This window comes from Actinorectispora metalli, from assembly GCF_056323685.1.
In genome coordinates, this window is record NZ_JBREYE010000001.1 from 1,672,202 (window position 1) to 1,688,836 (window position 16,635).

The 16,635-nt window shown below is 70.5% G+C and carries 14 protein-coding genes; 7 read left to right on the forward strand and 7 right to left on the reverse strand.

The window, feature by feature from the left end:
- Positions 1-66: 66 nt before the first annotated feature.
- Positions 67-762, reverse strand: a complete 696-nt coding sequence (gene pdxH / locus ACU6XJ_RS07675; RefSeq protein WP_476308036.1) for a pyridoxamine 5'-phosphate oxidase — start codon at positions 760-762, stop codon at positions 67-69.
- Positions 763-1,111: 349 nt separating this feature from the next.
- Here pdxH and ACU6XJ_RS07680 point away from each other — a divergent pair, with 349 nt between their 5' ends.
- From ACU6XJ_RS07680 to ACU6XJ_RS07700, 5 genes are all read left to right on the forward strand, one after another.
- Positions 1,112-2,248: a citrate synthase 2 gene (locus ACU6XJ_RS07680; protein ID WP_476308037.1), complete on the forward strand. Its 1,137-nt coding sequence runs from the start codon at positions 1,112-1,114 to the stop codon at positions 2,246-2,248.
- 225 nt (positions 2,249-2,473) lie between these two features.
- On the forward strand, positions 2,474-3,607 hold the full coding sequence (gene serC, locus ACU6XJ_RS07685; RefSeq protein WP_476308039.1) for a phosphoserine transaminase: 1,134 nt from the start codon (positions 2,474-2,476) through the stop codon (positions 3,605-3,607).
- A 374-nt stretch (positions 3,608-3,981) separates the two neighbouring features.
- A complete protein-coding gene (gene sepH, locus ACU6XJ_RS07690) occupies positions 3,982-4,947 on the forward strand; it encodes a septation protein SepH (RefSeq protein WP_476308041.1) in 966 nt (321 codons plus the stop codon).
- Positions 4,948-5,061: 114 nt separating this feature from the next.
- Complete coding sequence (locus ACU6XJ_RS07695) at positions 5,062-6,846, forward strand: ABC transporter ATP-binding protein (protein WP_476308043.1); 1,785 nt, start codon at positions 5,062-5,064, stop codon at positions 6,844-6,846.
- The gene (locus ACU6XJ_RS07700) at positions 6,843-8,693 is read left to right on the forward strand and encodes an ABC transporter ATP-binding protein (protein ID WP_476308045.1); all 1,851 of its coding nucleotides are present in this window, start codon (positions 6,843-6,845) and stop codon (positions 8,691-8,693) included. Before ACU6XJ_RS07695 ends, ACU6XJ_RS07700 begins: the two co-directional genes overlap by 4 nt.
- A 70-nt stretch (positions 8,694-8,763) precedes the next feature.
- Here ACU6XJ_RS07700 and ACU6XJ_RS07705 read toward each other — a convergent pair whose 3' ends face one another.
- The gene (locus ACU6XJ_RS07705; protein WP_476308047.1) at positions 8,764-9,363 is read right to left on the reverse strand and encodes a DUF2537 domain-containing protein; all 600 of its coding nucleotides are present in this window, start codon (positions 9,361-9,363) and stop codon (positions 8,764-8,766) included.
- A gap of 53 nt (positions 9,364-9,416) precedes the next feature.
- Complete coding sequence (locus ACU6XJ_RS07710; RefSeq protein WP_476308049.1) at positions 9,417-10,223, reverse strand: TrmH family RNA methyltransferase; 807 nt, start codon at positions 10,221-10,223, stop codon at positions 9,417-9,419.
- Between the two features lie 211 nt (positions 10,224-10,434).
- On the opposite strand from ACU6XJ_RS07710, the gene ACU6XJ_RS07715 reads away from it, so the two are divergent.
- Together ACU6XJ_RS07715 and ACU6XJ_RS07720 are read left to right on the forward strand one after the other, a co-directional pair.
- On the forward strand, positions 10,435-11,931 hold the full coding sequence (locus tag ACU6XJ_RS07715; RefSeq protein WP_476308051.1) for a glutamate-cysteine ligase family protein: 1,497 nt from the start codon (positions 10,435-10,437) through the stop codon (positions 11,929-11,931).
- A 99-nt stretch (positions 11,932-12,030) separates the two neighbouring features.
- The gene (locus ACU6XJ_RS07720) at positions 12,031-12,573 is read left to right on the forward strand and encodes a DinB family protein (protein ID WP_476308053.1); all 543 of its coding nucleotides are present in this window, start codon (positions 12,031-12,033) and stop codon (positions 12,571-12,573) included.
- Here the strand turns inward: ACU6XJ_RS07720 and ACU6XJ_RS07725 are convergent.
- The 4 genes from ACU6XJ_RS07725 to ACU6XJ_RS07740 form a co-directional block, all read right to left on the reverse strand.
- A complete protein-coding gene (locus ACU6XJ_RS07725; RefSeq protein WP_476308055.1) occupies positions 12,560-13,615 on the reverse strand; it encodes a hypothetical protein in 1,056 nt (351 codons plus the stop codon). The genes ACU6XJ_RS07720 and ACU6XJ_RS07725 overlap by 14 nt on opposite strands.
- 85 nt (positions 13,616-13,700) lie before the next feature.
- The gene (locus ACU6XJ_RS07730) at positions 13,701-14,549 is read right to left on the reverse strand and encodes an ABC transporter ATP-binding protein (protein WP_476308057.1); all 849 of its coding nucleotides are present in this window, start codon (positions 14,547-14,549) and stop codon (positions 13,701-13,703) included.
- Complete coding sequence (locus ACU6XJ_RS07735) at positions 14,546-15,589, reverse strand: FecCD family ABC transporter permease (RefSeq protein WP_476308059.1); 1,044 nt, start codon at positions 15,587-15,589, stop codon at positions 14,546-14,548. Before ACU6XJ_RS07735 ends, ACU6XJ_RS07730 begins: the two co-directional genes overlap by 4 nt.
- Before the next feature lie 8 nt (positions 15,590-15,597).
- The gene (locus ACU6XJ_RS07740; protein WP_476308061.1) at positions 15,598-16,569 is read right to left on the reverse strand and encodes an ABC transporter substrate-binding protein; all 972 of its coding nucleotides are present in this window, start codon (positions 16,567-16,569) and stop codon (positions 15,598-15,600) included.
- Between the last annotated feature and the right edge of the window lie 66 nt (positions 16,570-16,635).

Below are 16,635 nucleotides of genomic sequence, written 5' to 3' on the forward strand. Positions count from 1 at the left end.
GCCGCAGATTAACCAGTTAGCGTGACTAAATAGGAGTCAAATCGATACATGTCTCATTTGGCGGCGTTAAGGCGCCAGCCGTTCGATACGCCAGCCGCCGTGCGCGGCGCGGAACCGCAGCCGGTCGTGCATGCGGTCCTGGCGGCCCTGCCAGAACTCCACGACCTCCGGTCGAATGCGCCAGCCGCCCCAGTGCGGGGGCACCGGGATCTGCTCGGCGTCGGCGAACCGCCGCTCGACTGCGGCCAACGCCGCCTCCAGCGCCCGCCGGTCGTGCACCACGGTGGACTGCGGCGACGCCCAGGCGCCGAGTTGCGAGCCGCGGGGCCTGCTCGCCCAGTACGCGGCGGTCTCGGCCGGGTCGACCCGCTCCACGGAGCCGCGCAGATTGGCCTGCCGCTGCATGGCGAACCAGGGGAAGGTGACCGAGGCGGCCCTGGTGGCGCGCAGGTCGTGGCTCTTGGCGGAGGTGTAGTTGGTGAAGAACACCACACCGCGCTCGTCGAGGCCCTTGGCCAGCACGGTGCGCGAGGACGGCCTGCCCTGCACGTCGGTGGTGGCCAGCACCATCGCGTTGGGCTCCGGCAGCCCGGCGCCGGTGGCCTGTTCCAGCCACAACGCCAGCTGCTCGTGCCAGGTCGGGGCGAGATCGGACTCGTCGAGGTCACCCGCCTCGTAGGAGACTCTCATGGCGGGCAGTGCGATTTCCGCGTCGATGTTGTCGCCCACGCTCATCGCCCTCCGGATGCCCTGCGAGCTCATAGTGCCTCCCTGCCGCCGGTTTGACCGGACCGTACGTGCTGTTCGGAACCGGCGAAACCGCCTGGTTGGTGAGAAATTCCCGACACAGGTGACTCTCCGCAAGCATCGCGCAGGTAAGCGAGATTAAACCGATACTCACACCCAGACATACACCGTTGTGAATTGAACAGTCTTGTGTCAGTGAGGCACGACACTTCCCGCTGCGATTGCCGAGGGGTACCCGAGAGGTAGAGGGTAAAGGCTCCTCGCGAGGTCGGGCCTGCCCGCATGGCAGGTGCTACGGGGATCGACTCGCCGGGAAATCGCGCACGATGACGTCGGGGAATGCTTAGAGAAGGGCGCGTAGACGATGCACAATGCGGTGCAGGACCGGAAACCGGCGGGTGAGCCCGAATTCCGTGCCGGTCTGGAAGGTGTTGTCGCCTTCCAGACCGAGATCGCCGAACCGGACCGCGATGGCGGAGCGCTGCGTTACCGCGGCGTCGACATCGAGGATCTTGCGGGCAAGGTCACCTTCGGGAACGTGTGGGCGCTGTTGGTCGACGGCCGCTTCGGGCCCGGTCTGCCGCCCGCTGAACCGTTCCCGATACCGGTTCACACCGGGGACGTGCGGGTGGACGTGCAGGCCGCGCTGGCCATGCTGGCGCCCATCTGGGGCTACCAGCCGCTGCTGGACATCACCGATGAACAGGCCCGCGAGCAGCTGGCCCGCGGCTCGGTGATGGCCCTGTCCTACGTGGCCCAGTCGGCTCGCGGCATCGGCTCACCCGCGGTGCCGCAGAGCCGCATCGACGAGTGCACCACGATCACCGAGCGCTTCATGACCCGCTGGCGCGGCGAGCCCGACCCGGCGCACGTCAAGGCAGTGGACGCCTACTGGGTGTCCGCCGCCGAGCACGGCCTCAACGCCTCCACCTTCACCGCCAGGGTGATCGCCTCCACCGGCGCCGACGTTGCCGCCGCGATGTCGGGTGCGATCGGCGCCATGTCCGGCCCGCTGCACGGCGGTGCGCCCGCGCGGGTGCTGCCGATGATCGAAGAGGTCGAGAAGACCGGCGACGCGCGCAAGGTGGTCGCGGGCATCCTGGACCGCCGCGAGCGCCTGATGGGCTTCGGCCACCGCGTCTACCGCGCGGAGGACCCCAGGGCCCGAGTGCTGCGCCGCACCTGTCAGGAACTGGGCGCCGAGCGCTTCGAGGTGGCTTCCGCGCTGGAACAGGCCGCGCTGGCCGAGCTCCGCGAGCGCCGCCCCGACCGGGCGATCGAGACCAACGTCGAGTTCTGGGCCGCGGTGATCCTGGACTTCGCCAAGGTGCCCCCGCACATGATGCCCGCGATGTTCACCTGCGCCCGCACCGCGGGCTGGTGCGCGCACATCCTGGAGCAAAAGCGCACCGGCCGCCTGGTCCGCCCCTCCGCCCAGTACGTCGGCCCCGCGCCGCGCGACCCCGCCGAGGTCGAAGGCTGGGACACCATCACCCACTGACCCAACACCGCGTGCAGTCCCGGACTGAGTGTCCTGAGTTCGTTTATCCCGGCGTTTGCCCCGGACTCAGGACACCAAGTCCGGGGTGGTGGGCGCCACCTCGGTGGGATCTGTCGGGTTGGGGCTGGGAGACTGGGCGTCCCTGCTCGGTGTCAACGGCGCCGTCGAGCGGTGGGCCGGTGACCCCGGCACGATGGATTCGACGAGTTCGCGAAAGGCGCCGTTATGACCCAGACCGTCCAGGCCTCGCTGCAACTGCCCGCCGACCTCAAGCCCGCTGACGGGCGGTTCGGCTGCGGTCCGTCCAAGGTCCGGCCCGAGCAGTTGCACAGCCTGTACACGGACGGTGCGGCGCTGATGGGCACCTCGCACCGGCAGAAGCCGGTGAAGGCGCTGGTGGGGCGGGTCCGCAGTGGGTTGCGCGAGCTGTTCGGGCTGCCCGATGGCTATGAGGTCATGCTCGGCAACGGCGGCACCACGGCGTTCTGGGACGCGGCCGCTTTCGGCCTGGTCCGCGAGCGTGCCCTGCACCTGACCTTCGGCGAGTTCTCGTCCAAGTTCGCCAAGGTGACCAAGGGGGCGCCGTTCCTGGCGGACCCGGTGGTGATCTCGGCAGAGCCCGGGGACGCCCCCGAGCCGGTCGCCCAGGACGGCGTCGATGTGATCGCGTGGGCGCACAACGAGACCTCCACCGGCGTGATGGTGCCGGTGAGCAGGCCCGAGGGCAGCGAGAACGCGCTGATCGCGATCGACGCGACCTCGGGCGCGGGCGGTCTGCCGGTGCGCGCCGAAGACTTCGACGTCTACTACTTCGCGCCGCAGAAGTGTTTCGCCGCCGACGGCGGGCTGTGGATCTCGCTGCTCAGCCCGGCCGCGGTCGAGCGGATCGGCGAGATCGGCGGCGGCGACCGCTGGATCCCGGAGTTCCTGTCGCTGACCACCGCGCTGGACAACTCGCGCAAGGACCAGACCTACAACACGCCTGCCATCGCCACGCTGGTGCTCTTCGCCGAGCAGATCGAGTGGATGCTGGGCCAGGGCGGGCTGGACTGGTGCGTCAAGCGCACCGGCGAGTCCTCGCAGACCCTGTACGGCTGGGCCGAGGCCTCGCAGTTCGCGACCCCGTTCGTGGCGGACGCGGCCAAGCGTTCGCAGGTCGTGGGCACCGTGGACTTCGCCGACTCGGTGGACGCGGCCGCGGTCGCCGCCACCCTCCGCGCCAACGGCATCGTGGACGTCGAGCCCTACCGCAAGCTGGGCCGCAACCAGCTTCGTGTCGGCATGTTCCCGGCTATCGACCCCGCCGACGTCGCGGCGCTGACCCGCTGCATCGACTACATCGTCGAGCGCCAGTCCTGAGCCGACCCCGGCGGGCGCCTCGCTGAAATGGGGTGCCCGCCGGTGCAGGAATCCGGCTCGCGCGACGCCACATGCGTCCCACCATGCCTGCGAATTCCCGAATGCGGCCCGGCTCCGCTCGAGGAGCGTCGATATCGATTCACGCGACATCACCGCGGGAAAAGGAATACACGGGGCGTGTTTCTGAACGCGGCAGGCCCGGTGGTCGAATTGGGCGTGTCTCGGCGTGGCGCACTGGCGTCAGGAGGTTCCGCGCGGCAAGATCGACGCTGGGAAAAGTGTAAGAGATCATGGTGAACCCCGGCGTGCCTCCCGCGTCAAGTCGGCACGCCGCACTACCGTCGGCTTGGCGAGGTGAATGTCAGGAGGGCTGAATGCGAGCGCTGCGAGTCGTCGGCCTCGGCGAGGACGGCAAGACCGTCATCCTTGAGGACCCGGAACGCGGCGAGCGTTTCACTCTGCCCTGCGACGAGCGGCTGCTTGCCGCCGCCCGGGGCGACATCTCGCGACTTGGCCAGGTGCAGATCGAGCTGGAGAGCCACATGCGTCCTCGCGAGATCCAAGCCCGCATCCGTGCAGGCGCGTCCATCGAGCAGATCGCGGCCTCCTCCGGCCTGCCCCCCGCCAAGGTGGAGCGGTTCGCCTACCCGGTGCTGCTGGAGCGCTCCCGCACCGCCGACATGGCCCAGCGGGCGCACCCCATCCGCGAGGACGGCCCTGACGTGCAGACGCTGGCCGAGGTGGTGGCCTACGCCTTCACCCAGCGCGGACAGGACTACGCCACGGTCAACTGGGACTCCTGGCGCGGCGAGGACGGCAAGTGGGTCATCCAGCTGCGCTGGCGGGCAGGCCGGTCCGACAACAAGGCGCACTGGGTGTTCCACCCCGGCGCCCACGGCGGCACGGTCGCCGCCATCGACGAACTCGCCATCGACCTGATCGACCCGATGGCGGGCCGCACACTGCGTACCGTCCGGCCGGTGACCGCACTGGCGCAGCAGGCCATGGAGGTCGCCGCGACGATGCCGTCGATGCCGCAGGTCACCGAGCCGGTGGACGAGGAGGAGCCCGCGGTCGAGACCAGGGTCGCGGTAAACCAGTCCCCCGCACCCGCCCCGGCGGCGCCGCCTCGCCAGCAGCCCAAGCAGCGCCGCCAGGAACCGCAGGAGCCCGCCGCCGAACCGCGCCCCGCGGCGCAGCAGCAGGGCAACCTGAGCACGCACACCCCCGCCCGCAGCACCGAGGCCCCCGCGGCCCGCACCGGCAAGGGCCGCAAGAACCACCCCATCGTGCCCTCCTGGGAAGACGTCCTGCTCGGCGTCCGCTCCCAACGCAACTGACCGTCGACCCGTCCCGGACGGGCTGCCCTGTTCCCGTGTCCGTGCGCGCCAAGATCCGGTGCCGCCGGAAAATCGGGTGCTTGAGACCGGCGCGGGCTCGTACCGTCTCCGCTCATGGGGCCACAATCCGATGACAAATCCCGCGCGGCGACGCCGTCCTCGGCGGTGCGTTCGCTGCTGCGGCTGGCTCCCTATGCCCGCCCCTACCGCTGGCGACTGATCATCGGCACGGTCGCCATCCTCGGCGCGACCGGCTGTGGCCTGGCCATCCCGTTCGTTGTCCAGCAGATCATCGACGGCCCCATCACCGAGCGGAACCTGGACGGGCTGTGGCTGCCCGCGCTGGGTCTGTTGGTCCTGGGCGTCGCGGAGAGCAGCCTGCACTGGATCCGGCCCTGGTTCGTCGTCGGCCCGGCCACCAAGATCGAGGCGCGACTGCGCAACGAGCTTTACGACCACCTCCAGCGCCTGCCGGTGAGCTTCCACGACCGATGGCACTCCGGGCAGCTGCTGTCCAGGGCAAGCACCGACCTGGCCACCATCGGCCGGTTCTTCCGGTTCACGCTGATCTTCCTCGTGGTGACCACGGTGAACATCGGCGTCGGGCTGATCCTGCTGATCTCGATGTCGCCGCTGCTCGGCGGCGTCTTCGCGTTGATCATCCTGCCGGTGGTGGCCCTGTCGATGATCTTCGAACGCCGCTACAGCAGGTTGTCCCGCCGCTCCCAGGACCAGGTCGGCGACCTGGCCACGGCGGTGGAGGAGACCGTGCTGGGCATCCGGGTGATCAAGGCCTTCGGCCGAGGGCCGCAGCGGCTGCGCCGGTTCATGGCCGAGGCGAAGGAGCTTCGCGAGACCGAGTTGAGCAAGGTGCGGGTGTTCGCGGCGCTGATCTTCGCGATCATCGCGCTGCCCGAGTCCGCGGTCGCCGCCCTGCTGGCCGTCGGCGCCCCGACGGTGGCCGCGGGCGCGATGTCCCCCGGCGAGCTGGTCGCGGCGTTGGCCATCGCGGGCTACCTGATGTGGCCGTTCATGGCCAGCGGCTGGCTGCTTGCCGACTCCGGCGACGCCTCCACCGCCGCCGACCGCTACTTCGAGGTGCGCGAGGCCGCGGTCACCGTCCGCTCCCCCGCCAACCCGGTCCCGTTGCCCGCGCCGGTGCGCGGTGAACTGCGGCTGGAGGGCGTCCGCTTCGGCTACGGCGACGAGGACCTGCTGCGCGGCGTCGACCTGGCGGTCCGCCCCGGCGAGACCATGGCGCTGGTCGGCGCGACCGGCTGCGGGAAGTCCACGCTGACCGCGTTGGTGCCCAGGCTCTATGACGTGACCGACGGCCGGATCACCGTGGACGGCGTCGACATCCGCGACCTGGCGCTGGCCGACCTGCGCCGGGTGGTGGCCACCGCCTTCGAGGAGCCGGTGCTGTTCTCCGCCAGCGTGCGGGAGAACGTGCGCCTCGGGCATCCGGAGGCGACCGACGATGAGGTGCGGTCCGCGCTGCGGGTGGCCGCCGCGGAGTCCTTCGTGGACGAACTCCCGTGGGGCCTGGACACCCGGATCGGCGAGGAGGGCCTGACCCTGTCCGGCGGCCAGCGCCAGCGGCTGGCGCTGGCCAGGGCGGTGATCGGCAGGCCGTCCGTGCTGGTGCTGGACGACCCGCTGTCGGCGCTGGACGTGCACACCGAGGCCGAGGTCGAGGCCGCGCTGCGCAGCGTGCTGCGCGGCGTGACCGCGTTGGTCGTCGCGCACCGCCCGAGCACGGTGGCGCTGGCCGACCGCGTCGCGCTGCTCGCCGACGGCCGGATCCTGGCCGTCGGCACCCACCATGACCTGCTGGCGGACTGCCCGGAGTACCGGGCGCTGCTGGCCAGCCGCGAACACGAACTGGAAGTGGCATGAACGCCGAGGCGACGGCCCCGCAGGCCGAGGAGGAGACCTGGCGCGGCATCGTCGCGGGCGAGGCCGATGAGACCGACGAGACGCTGGAGTCCACCCCCGGCGGCAAGCAGCGCACCCGCAGGCTGCTGGGCTCGCTGCTGCGCCCGCACCGCTGGAAAGTGGCGCTGGCGATCACGATGGCGCTGCTGGACAACGTGGCCTCGATGGCGCAGCCGCTGCTGGTCGCCGCGGTCATCGACACCGCGGTGCCCGCGGCCGCGGGCGGCCGCTACGAGCCGCTGGTGTGGTGCGTCGCGGGCTACGTCCTGTCCGCGCTGGCCGGCGGGGGCATGCGGGCGGGGTTCATGATGCTCGCGGGCCGGGTCGGCCAGGACGTGCTGCTCGACCTGCGCGAGCGGGTGTACGACAAGGTCACGCGGCTGTCGCTGTCCTTTCACGAGTCCTACACCTCCGGTCGGATGATCACGCGCCTGACCAGCGACCTTGACCGGCTGTACACGCTGATCGAGGACGGCCTGGACGGGCTGATCGCCGCGCTGCTGTCGGTGGTGACGATCACCGTGATGCTGATGTGGCTGGACCTGCCGCTCAGCATGGTGATGCTGGCGGGCCTGGTGCCGCTGATGCTGATCTCCCGCTGGTACCGGCGGCGGTCCAAGACCGACCACCGGCAGACCAGCACCCGCTCGGCGAGGGTGATCACGCACTTCGTGGAGAGCATGAACGGCATCCGCGCCGTGCAGGCGTACCGCCGCGAGCCGATCAACTCCAGCCTGATGCGGCGCCTGAGCGAGTCCAGCAGGCAGGCCGAACTGCGCAGCAACGTCACCCTCACGCACTTCTCCGGTGTGATCGGCCTGACCGGCAACATCACCATCACGCTGGTGCTGGTCTTCGGCGCCTACCGGGTGATCGAGGACGATCTGACGCTCGGTGTCCTGGCGGCGTTCATGCTGTACCTGAACCGGTTCTTCGAGCCGCTGGACGAGTTGGGCCGGTTGGTCAACGCCTACGCCGCAGCCTCGGCGGCGCTGGAGAAGATCTCCGGCGTGCTGGCCGAGGAGCCCGCGGTGGCCGAACCCGCGAAGCCCGCCCCGCTGCCCCAGCCGCGCGGCGACCTGCGCTTCTCCGGCGTGGAGTTCCGCTACGGCCCGGACACCCCCGTCGTGCTGTCCACACTGGACCTGCACCTCCCGGCGGGCACCACGGTGGCGATCGTGGGCGAGACCGGCGCGGGCAAGTCCACCATCGCCAAGCTGATCGCCCGCTTCTACGACCCCACCGAGGGCCACGTCACTGTGGACTCGGTGGACCTGCGCGAGGTGTCCGACACCGACCTGCGCCGAGCGGTCACCATGGTGACCCAGGAGTCGTTCATGTTCGCGGGCACCGTCGCGGACAACATCGCACTGGGCAAACCCACCGCCGACCGCGCCGAGATCGAGGCGGTGGCCACCGCGGTCGGGGCGGACGGGTTCATCCGCGCCCTGCCCGACGGCTACGACACCGATGTGCGCAAACGCGGCGGCAGGCTGTCGGCGGGCCAGCGCCAGCTGATCGCCTTCGCCAGGGCGCTGCTGGCCGACCCCGCGGTGCTGATCCTGGACGAGGCCACCGCCAGCCTGGACCTGCCAACCGAGAGGGCCGTCCAGGCGGCGATGGAGACCATCCTGGCGCAGCGCACCGCGGTGATCATCGCGCACCGCCTGTCCACGGTGCTGCTGGCCGACCGCGTACTGGTCGTGGACCGCGGCCGCATCGTGGAGGACGACACCCCGGCCAACCTGATCGGCCAGAACGGCCGCTTCGCCGCCCTCCACCAAGCCTGGCGGGATTCCCTGGTCTAACCGAGGTAAGGCCGATCCCGACCTTCGGCGTGATGCCGCAACCGCAGCCGAACGGTGTCGCGGCCGGTGGTTATTCGCCCGCTGCGGTGATCAACAGGGTCAGCCAGGCGAGGGTGATGCCGACGGCGACGCCGAGGGAGATCCAGCGCCAGGTGGGGGTGGTGCGGGACAGCCAGATCGAGGGGGCCAGGCCGCCTGCGATGAGGAGGTTGGCGACCAGGGCCAGCCAGGGGCTTGCGTGGGAGAGGCCGTGGGAGAGTTGGATGACGATCAGCATGAGGATGATCGCGACGAGGCCTGCGACGGTGAGGCCGGTGGCCCAGGGGGTGGGCTCGGTGGGGACTCGGCGGGAGCGGCGGGGGCCGGTGCTCGGGTCGATCAGCTCTACGCCGCCCGCGATGGGGTCCGCGTAGCCGAGTGGGGACTGGAGGGACTCGGCGAGTCGGCGGGCCAGTTGCCTGCCGCGCTGGGACACCAGGTCGTGGGCGGCCTCGCTGTCCTCGACGTCGGCGCTGCCGCGCAGGAGGGCATCGGCGACCTTGGCCCACTCGCCCAATGCCCTGCTCAGTTCCGCGGGCACGGCGGGAGTCGACTCGGAGCCCAGGTCCTGCTCGCCGCCAACGTCGCGGCCGACGAGGACCGCGCGCCCGTCACGCGCGTGCAGTTCCACTCCAGCTCCTCTGCCAGACGGTCATTCAATAGTCAACAAACGCGGAGCTGAACTTACTCACCCTCGACGGTGGCGTGGAAGGCGATGGCCGCTGCGGTCGCGACGTTCAGGGAATCCACCCCGCCCGCCATGGGGATGCGGACCTTGGCGTCCGCAGCGGAGAGGGCTTGGTCGGTCAGGCCGTGGCCCTCGGAGCCCAGCAGCAGGGCGACCTTGCGACCGCCGAGGTCTGCCTTGCGCAGTGGGATGGCCTCGGGGGCGGGGGTGAGTGCGGCGATGTGGAATCCGTGGCGGCGCAACTCGTCCAGGCCCGCGGGCAGGTCGCTGATCGTCGTGTGCGGCACGCGGAGCACGTGGCCCATCGAGACCCGCACGCTGCGCCGGTACAGCGGGTCCGAGCAGCCGGGTCCGATCACGATGCCGTCGACGCCCAGGGCGGCCGCGTTGCGGAACAGCGAGCCCAGGTTCTCGTGATCACCCACGCCCTCCAGGACCGCCAGGCTGCGGGCCGTGGCGGCAAGTTCGACGAGGGGGAGGCGGGGTGCGCGGTCGGCGGTGGCGAGCACGCCGCGGTTGAGGTGGAAGCCGACGACCTCGGCCATCACCTCGGCGGAGGCGATGTAGGCGGGCACGTCGAGTGCGGCGAGACGGTCGGCGAGATCCTCGATCCGCCTGCGCACGCCGAGCAGTGCGCGAACGGGGTAAGGCGACGCGAGCAGCCGCTCCACGACGATGACTCCCTCTGCGATGACCAATCCTCGGCCACCCGGACGATCGGGCCTTCGATCGGCTGTCGCAAGGTCGCGGAAGTCATTCAGGCGCCCGTCGGCGGAATCATTTACCTCGATCATCACCGCCACCGGAGAAGTCTCCCATTCCCATCATCTGAGACGCACTGGATCGGTGCGGAGAATCTCACTCGACCGCTGTCACCAGCATCTTCTCGCCCAGGGTCACCGGATGGTGACGCACAGCACCGTTTTGGCCGCTAGCACGGCGGCTATTGCTGTGTAACGGTTGGCCTCCGTTACGCCGCTCGCGAGCCCGGCCGACCATTTTCCTGGAGGCGGCATGGGAAAGGACCTGACCAACCGGAAGTTCTTGAGCGAGGACTACCAGCGTCACCGAAACAAGGTGAAACGCTGCCTCGACGCATTGGCGAGAATGCTCGCAGAGAACAGCTTCTCCTTTCCCAGACAACAGATGGGGCTGGAGATCGAGCTGAACCTTGTCGATGAGCGCTATGAACCGGCAATGGCGAACACCGTCGTGCTGGAGAAGATCAACGACCCTGCGTACACGACCGAGCTTGGCCAGCACAACATCGAGATCAACGTCGCGCCGCGGCCACTGGCGGGCGACGAGGCACTGGACCTGGAACGCGAGCTTTGCTCCTCACTCACCGCGGCCAACGTCAAGGCGCAGGACGCGGGCACCACGCTCGTCATGATCGGCTCGTTGCCGACGCTGCGGTCGGAGCACTTCGAGCGACACTGGCTTTCGGTGAACCCGCGGTACGCGCTGCTCAACGAGGAGATCCTCGCCGCCCGCGGCGAGCACATGGAGATCAACATGGAGGGGGTGCCGCTGCGGGGCCGCAGCCCGGAAAGGCTCAAGCGCACCATCGACTCGATACTGCCCGAGTCCTCCTGCACCTCGGTACAGCTGCACCTGCAGGTCAACCCGGATGACTTCGCCGCGCACTGGAACGCGGCGCAGAGCTTGGCGGGCATCCAGGTGGCGCTCGCGGGCAACAGCCCGTTCGCGCTGGGCAAGGCGCTCTGGCACGAGACCCGCATCCCGATGTTCGAGCAGGCCACCGACACCCGCTCGGAGGAACTGCGCAACCAGGGTGTGCGGCCACGGGTGTGGTTCGGCGAGCGCTGGATCACCTCGATCTTCGATCTCTTCGAGGAAAACGTTCGCTACTTCCCGGCCCTGCTGCCGGAGGTCTCCGAGGAAGACCCCCTGGAGGCCCTGGAGGAGGGTGCGGCCCCGAACCTCTCGGAACTGAGGCTGCACAACGGGACGGTGTGGCGGTGGAACCGGCCGGTGTACGACGTCAACGACGGGGTGCCGCACCTGCGGGTCGAGAACCGGGTCCTGCCCTCGGGGCCCACGGTGATCGACATGCTGGCCAATGCGGCGTTCTTCTACGGTGCGCAGCGGGCGCTGACCGAACATGACCGTCCGCTGTGGACACAGATGTCGTTCCAGGCCGCCGAGGAGAACTTTTTCGCCGGGGCGCGCAAGGGACTCGATGCCCAGCTGTACTGGCCGGGTGTGGGTTGGGTGCCGCCGGATGAGCTGGTGCTGCGGCGGCTGCTGCCGATGGCCCACGAGGGGCTGCGGATGCTCGGGGTCTCCGACACCGCGCGGGAGCGGTATCTGGACGTGATCGAGCAGCGCTGTGTGACCCGCCGAACGGGCTCGGTGTGGCAGCGGGAGACCGTGGCCATGCTGGAGAGTCGGGGCGCGTCGCGGATGACGGCGCTGCACGGCATGCTGCGCAGCTATATCGAGCTCAGCCAGACCAACGAACCGGCCCACACCTGGCCGGTCGGCTGACCACGGGTGTGGCGCCTTGACCCGATCATGTCTCGGGTTCAGGGCGCCACAACCCGTGGGCCGGTCGGGGAATGTCGGCAGCGGGTGTCAGGGTGGGGCATGACAGAGGTGCCGGAGCAGAACTACTCGCAGGCCATGGCCGACGAGGTGCGGGTGGTGCCGCCGCAGATCGGGGACGAGCGGGAGATCCTGACCTCGTTCCTGGACTACCACCGCGCCACCTTCGAGTTGAAGTGTGCGGGGCTGTCGGCCGCGCAGCTTGCGGAGAAGGCCATCCCTCCGTCGGGGCTGAGCCTGCACGGGCTGCTGCGGCACCTGACCGGGGTGGAGCGGTGGTGGTTCCGGGTCCAGTTCGCCCAGGAGGACCTGCAGCTGCTGTACTACTCCGACGACGATCCCGACCAGGACTTCGAGCGGTTGGACGGTGACCCGGCGGAAGCCTTCGCGCTGTGGCGGGCGGAGTGCGAGCGGTCACGGGAGATCGTGCGGGTGGCGGGGCTGGCGGAGACCGGGGTGCGCAAGCTGACCGGGGAGCCGGTGTCGCTGCGCAGGATCCTGGTGCACATGATCGCCGAGTACGCCCGGCACAACGGGCACGCCGATCTCCTGCGGGAGCGGATCGACGGCGCTACCGGCTACTAGTCGGCGCGGCGACCTCCGGGCACACCAGCACCGGCAGTTCGGGTTTGGCGCCCGCGGAGTTCAGCTGGTGCAGCGGGATCTTGCGGGCGCCGAGCACGGCCTCGGCCACGACCGCGGGCAGCGGGGTGTCCGCGGGCGTGCGGTAGCCCAGCGCGCCCCGCAGTTCCTCGCCTGCGCGGCAGTCGTACTGCCTGGTCAGCAGGCGTCTGCTGGTGTGGGTCGCGGACTGGGGCCTGCCGCCCTGGGCGAAGCTGAGCACGAATCCCCCGAGGTCGCCGGAGTTCACCCGGAAGGTGCCCGCGGCGTAGATCTCGATCCACCGCACGGCGCGGCGCATCGGCTCGGTGTTGCCGGTGACCGCGAGCGCCTCGACCACCACCGGCGGCACCGTGGTCCATGCGCCGCAGGCGGTGGGCTCGTCGGCGAGGAACCGGGCCGGGAAGCCACCGGAGAAGCACTGGTTGGAGAGCAGGTAGTCCACCGCGGCCTTGTTCAGCGTGCCGTTGCCGTAGCGGTGCAGTGCGACGATCGCGGTGGCCTGGGTGCGGGTGCCCGCGATGCTGCCGGAGCCCGCGGTGTCCTTGGCGCCGAACCGGCCGTTGGGCTGCTGGACGGCGAGCAGGTCGGCCACGAGGTCGTGTCCGCCGAAGGCCTTTGGGTCACGGCCCTGGGCCAGGGCGACGAGCAGGTAGCGGGCGGTGTATTCGGGGTTGCGGGTGCTCCCTGGCGGGCCGGTGGACCCGGTGACCCTGGACGCCAGCCAGTCGGTGGCGCGGCGCGCCTCGCCCGATCCCACCCCGGCAGCGGTCAGTGCGAGTACCGCCTCGGCGGTGCCTGCCTCGTCGGGGTACTCCTGCCCTTCGAAGGCGTAGGTCAGGTGGCCCTTCGCGCCCAACTGCCGTCCGAGCCAGCCCGCCGCGCCTAGCACCTGGTCGGTGGTGCGCGGCTCGGGCTGCTGCGCGACGGCCGGTGGGAACACCAGCGAGGCGAGGCCGATCGCCGCGACGGCCAGCATCGCGCGCAGTCGGAGCCGGGCGGGCATGTGCGGTTCCCCTCCGCAGTGGGTGAAGGTCCGCCTCCGAGGGGAACATGCCCGGGCGGGACCGCGCGTCCTGAAACGCCCGTGATCAGCGCTTTTCCAACCGGTTGAGGGACAAGCCGTGCAGTTGGAGGGTGGGGCGGGCGGTGCCGGTGGTGACCTCGGCCGCGATGCCGAAAACCTCGGCGAGCAGGGCGGGCGTGAGCACCCGGCCCGGGGCGCCGACCACGGCGATCCTGCCGTCGTCCAGCACCGCGAGCCGGTCGCAGTACTCCACGGCCAGCCGCAGGTCGTGCAGGGTGAGCAGCACCGCGAGGCCGTCGGCGGCGAGGGTGCGCAGCAGGTTCAGCAGCGCCAGTTGGTGCCGCAGGTCCAGGTGGTTGGTCGGCTCGTCCAGCACCAGCACCTTCGGCCGCTGGGACAGCGCCCTGGCGATGGACACCCGCTGGCGTTCGCCGCCGGACAAGGAACGGACGTCCCGATCGGCCAGCGCGGTCAACTCGGTGGCCGTGAGCGCCGCCGCCACCGCGTCGGCGTCCTCGGCGTCCAGCGGCGAGAGCCAGCCGCGATGGCAGGTGCGGCCCTGTTCGACCACCTCGCGCACGGTCAGCGCGGCGACGTGCTCCGGCTCCTGGGTGCTCGCGGCCAGCAGGCGGGCGTGCTCGGCGCGGCGCAGGGTGGTGGTGCCGCGGCCGCACACCTCGATCACCCCGCCGTCCGGGGTCAGCGCCCGGTACAGGGTGCGCAGCAGGGTGCTCTTGCCGCTGCCGTTCGGGCCGACCAGCGCGAACACCTCGCCGGGACGCACGGCCAGGTCGGTGCCGTGCAGGATGGGCCTGCCGCCCAACGCGATCCGGACGTCCTTGGCGGCCACGCCCATCGGCACATCCGGCGGCAGGGGACTGGAACGGTCGATCGGGATCACCCGGCCGGTCATCGGAACCTCCTGCGGTAGCGGGCGAGTGCGATCAGGAACACCGGTCCGCCCAACACCGCGGTGATCACGCCGACCGGGATGTCCTCGCTGCCGCCCAACACCCGGCCCGCGAGGTCCGCTGTCACCAGGAAACCGGCACCGAGCAGCGCGGACACCGCGAGCAGCCTGCGGGTGTCCGCCCCGACGAGGAATCCGGCGGCATGCGGCACCAGCAGCCCGACGAAGCCGATGCCGCCCGCCACCGCGACCGAGGCGCCCGCGGCGAGCGAGACCCCGGCCAGCAGCAGGATGCGCAGCACACCCGCGTTGACGCCCAGTGCCGCCGCCCCGTCGTCGCCCGCGTACAGGACGTTGATCCAGCGGGCCGCGGCCATGCCCGCCGCGACCACCAGCAGCAGCATCAGCGAAGGCAGGCCGAGGCTGCCCCAGCGGGCGTCGCCGAGGCCGCCCGCCAGCCAGAACAGCACCTGCTCGACCTGCTGCGTCTTCGCCCTGGTGAAGATCACCAGCGAGGTGAGGGCGCTGAAGGTCTCGGCGACGGCGAGGCCGCCGAGCACCAGTACCGTCACCGAACCGGCCCGGCCGCTGATCAGCAACGCGATCAGCAGCGCGGCGAAACCGCCGAGGAACGCGCCCAGCGGCTGGGTGAGCGGACCGAAGAAGCCGACACCGCTGACCACCATCAGCACCACGACCAGGCCCGCGCCGGAGGAGACGCCCAGCAGGTACGGGTCGGCCATCGGGTTGCGGGTGGCGATCTGCGCGATGGCGCCCGCGGTGGCCAGCGCCGCGCCGACCACGGCGCCGAGCAGCACCCTGGGCAGTCGGGAGTCCCAGATGATCGAGGCCCGCACCGGCGACCACCAGGATTCGACGGCACCGGGGAACAGCTTGTGCAGCACGATCCCCCACACATCGCCCAGCGGCAGGGTCACCGAGCCGACCGACAGGGCGATGGCGCACAGCAGGACCAGCGCCACCGCGAGCACGATCAGCAGCAGCCCGAAGGGCAGGCGGCGGGCGCCTGCCCTTCCGGACACGGCCGCAGTCACCGGAAGGCCTGCGGGTGCAGGCCGCGGGCCAGCTTCTCCACGGTGTCGCCGATCCGGACGCCCTCGATGATGTCGACCAGGTTGACGGTCAGATAGCGCTTGTTCCGCACACCGGGGGTGCCGCCGGCGAGCGGGTGCGACTCCAGGAAGGCACGCTTGGCGTCGACGTTCTCGGTGGCCAGGTAGTCCACGATCACCACGGCCTCGGGGCCGCGCTGGGCGACCTGCTCCCAGCTTGCGTCGCCGAACTCCTTGTCCACGTCGTCGAAGAGGTTGCGGCCGCCCGCCTTGGTCAGCAGCACGGTGGCGAGCCCGCGGCGGCCGATGGTGAACGCGGCCTGGGTTCCGCTGTCGTAGACGAACACCGGCACCGGCTGCACGCCCGCGAGCTTGGCCGCCACCTCGGCGATCTTGCCGGTGATCTCCTCGGAAAGCCGCTTGGCCCGGTCCCCGACACCGAAGACCTTGCCGAACATCTCGAGGTCGGTGGTCAGGTGATCGAGGGTGCCCGCACCGGGCGAGCAGCTTTCCGACAGCAGCAGGGTGCGGACGCCCTTCTCCTCCAGCGTCTGGCGGCTGGTGCCCTCCTTGTCGGCGAAGGCGCTCGCGTAGCCGCCGACCACCAGGTCCGGTTCGGCGGCCAGGATCTGCTCGGTGGAGGGCTGCTTCTCGGCGATCAACTTGAGCTTGGCGTAGTCCGCCGCGATCCGGTCGGGTGCCTTGTTGTCATCGGGGAACGCGGTGCCCACGATGCGGTCGGTCAGTCCCAGCGCGACCAGGATCTCGGTGGCGTGCTGGTGGATGACCAGCACGCGCTTGGGCACCGAGTCGAAGACCTGGGTGCGGCCGCAGTTGGTGACCTCCACCCGACTGCCTGCCTGCGGCGACTGGTTCTGCTGAGGTGCCGAACATCCCGCTGTCACCGCGAGTGCGGCCGCGGCCAGGGCGATCAGCCTGGAAATACGCATGAAATGCCTTCCCGGAGAGCGGTCCGAGTTCCTCGCCCGGACGCCGGAAGGCGGACCGGGCTCCGA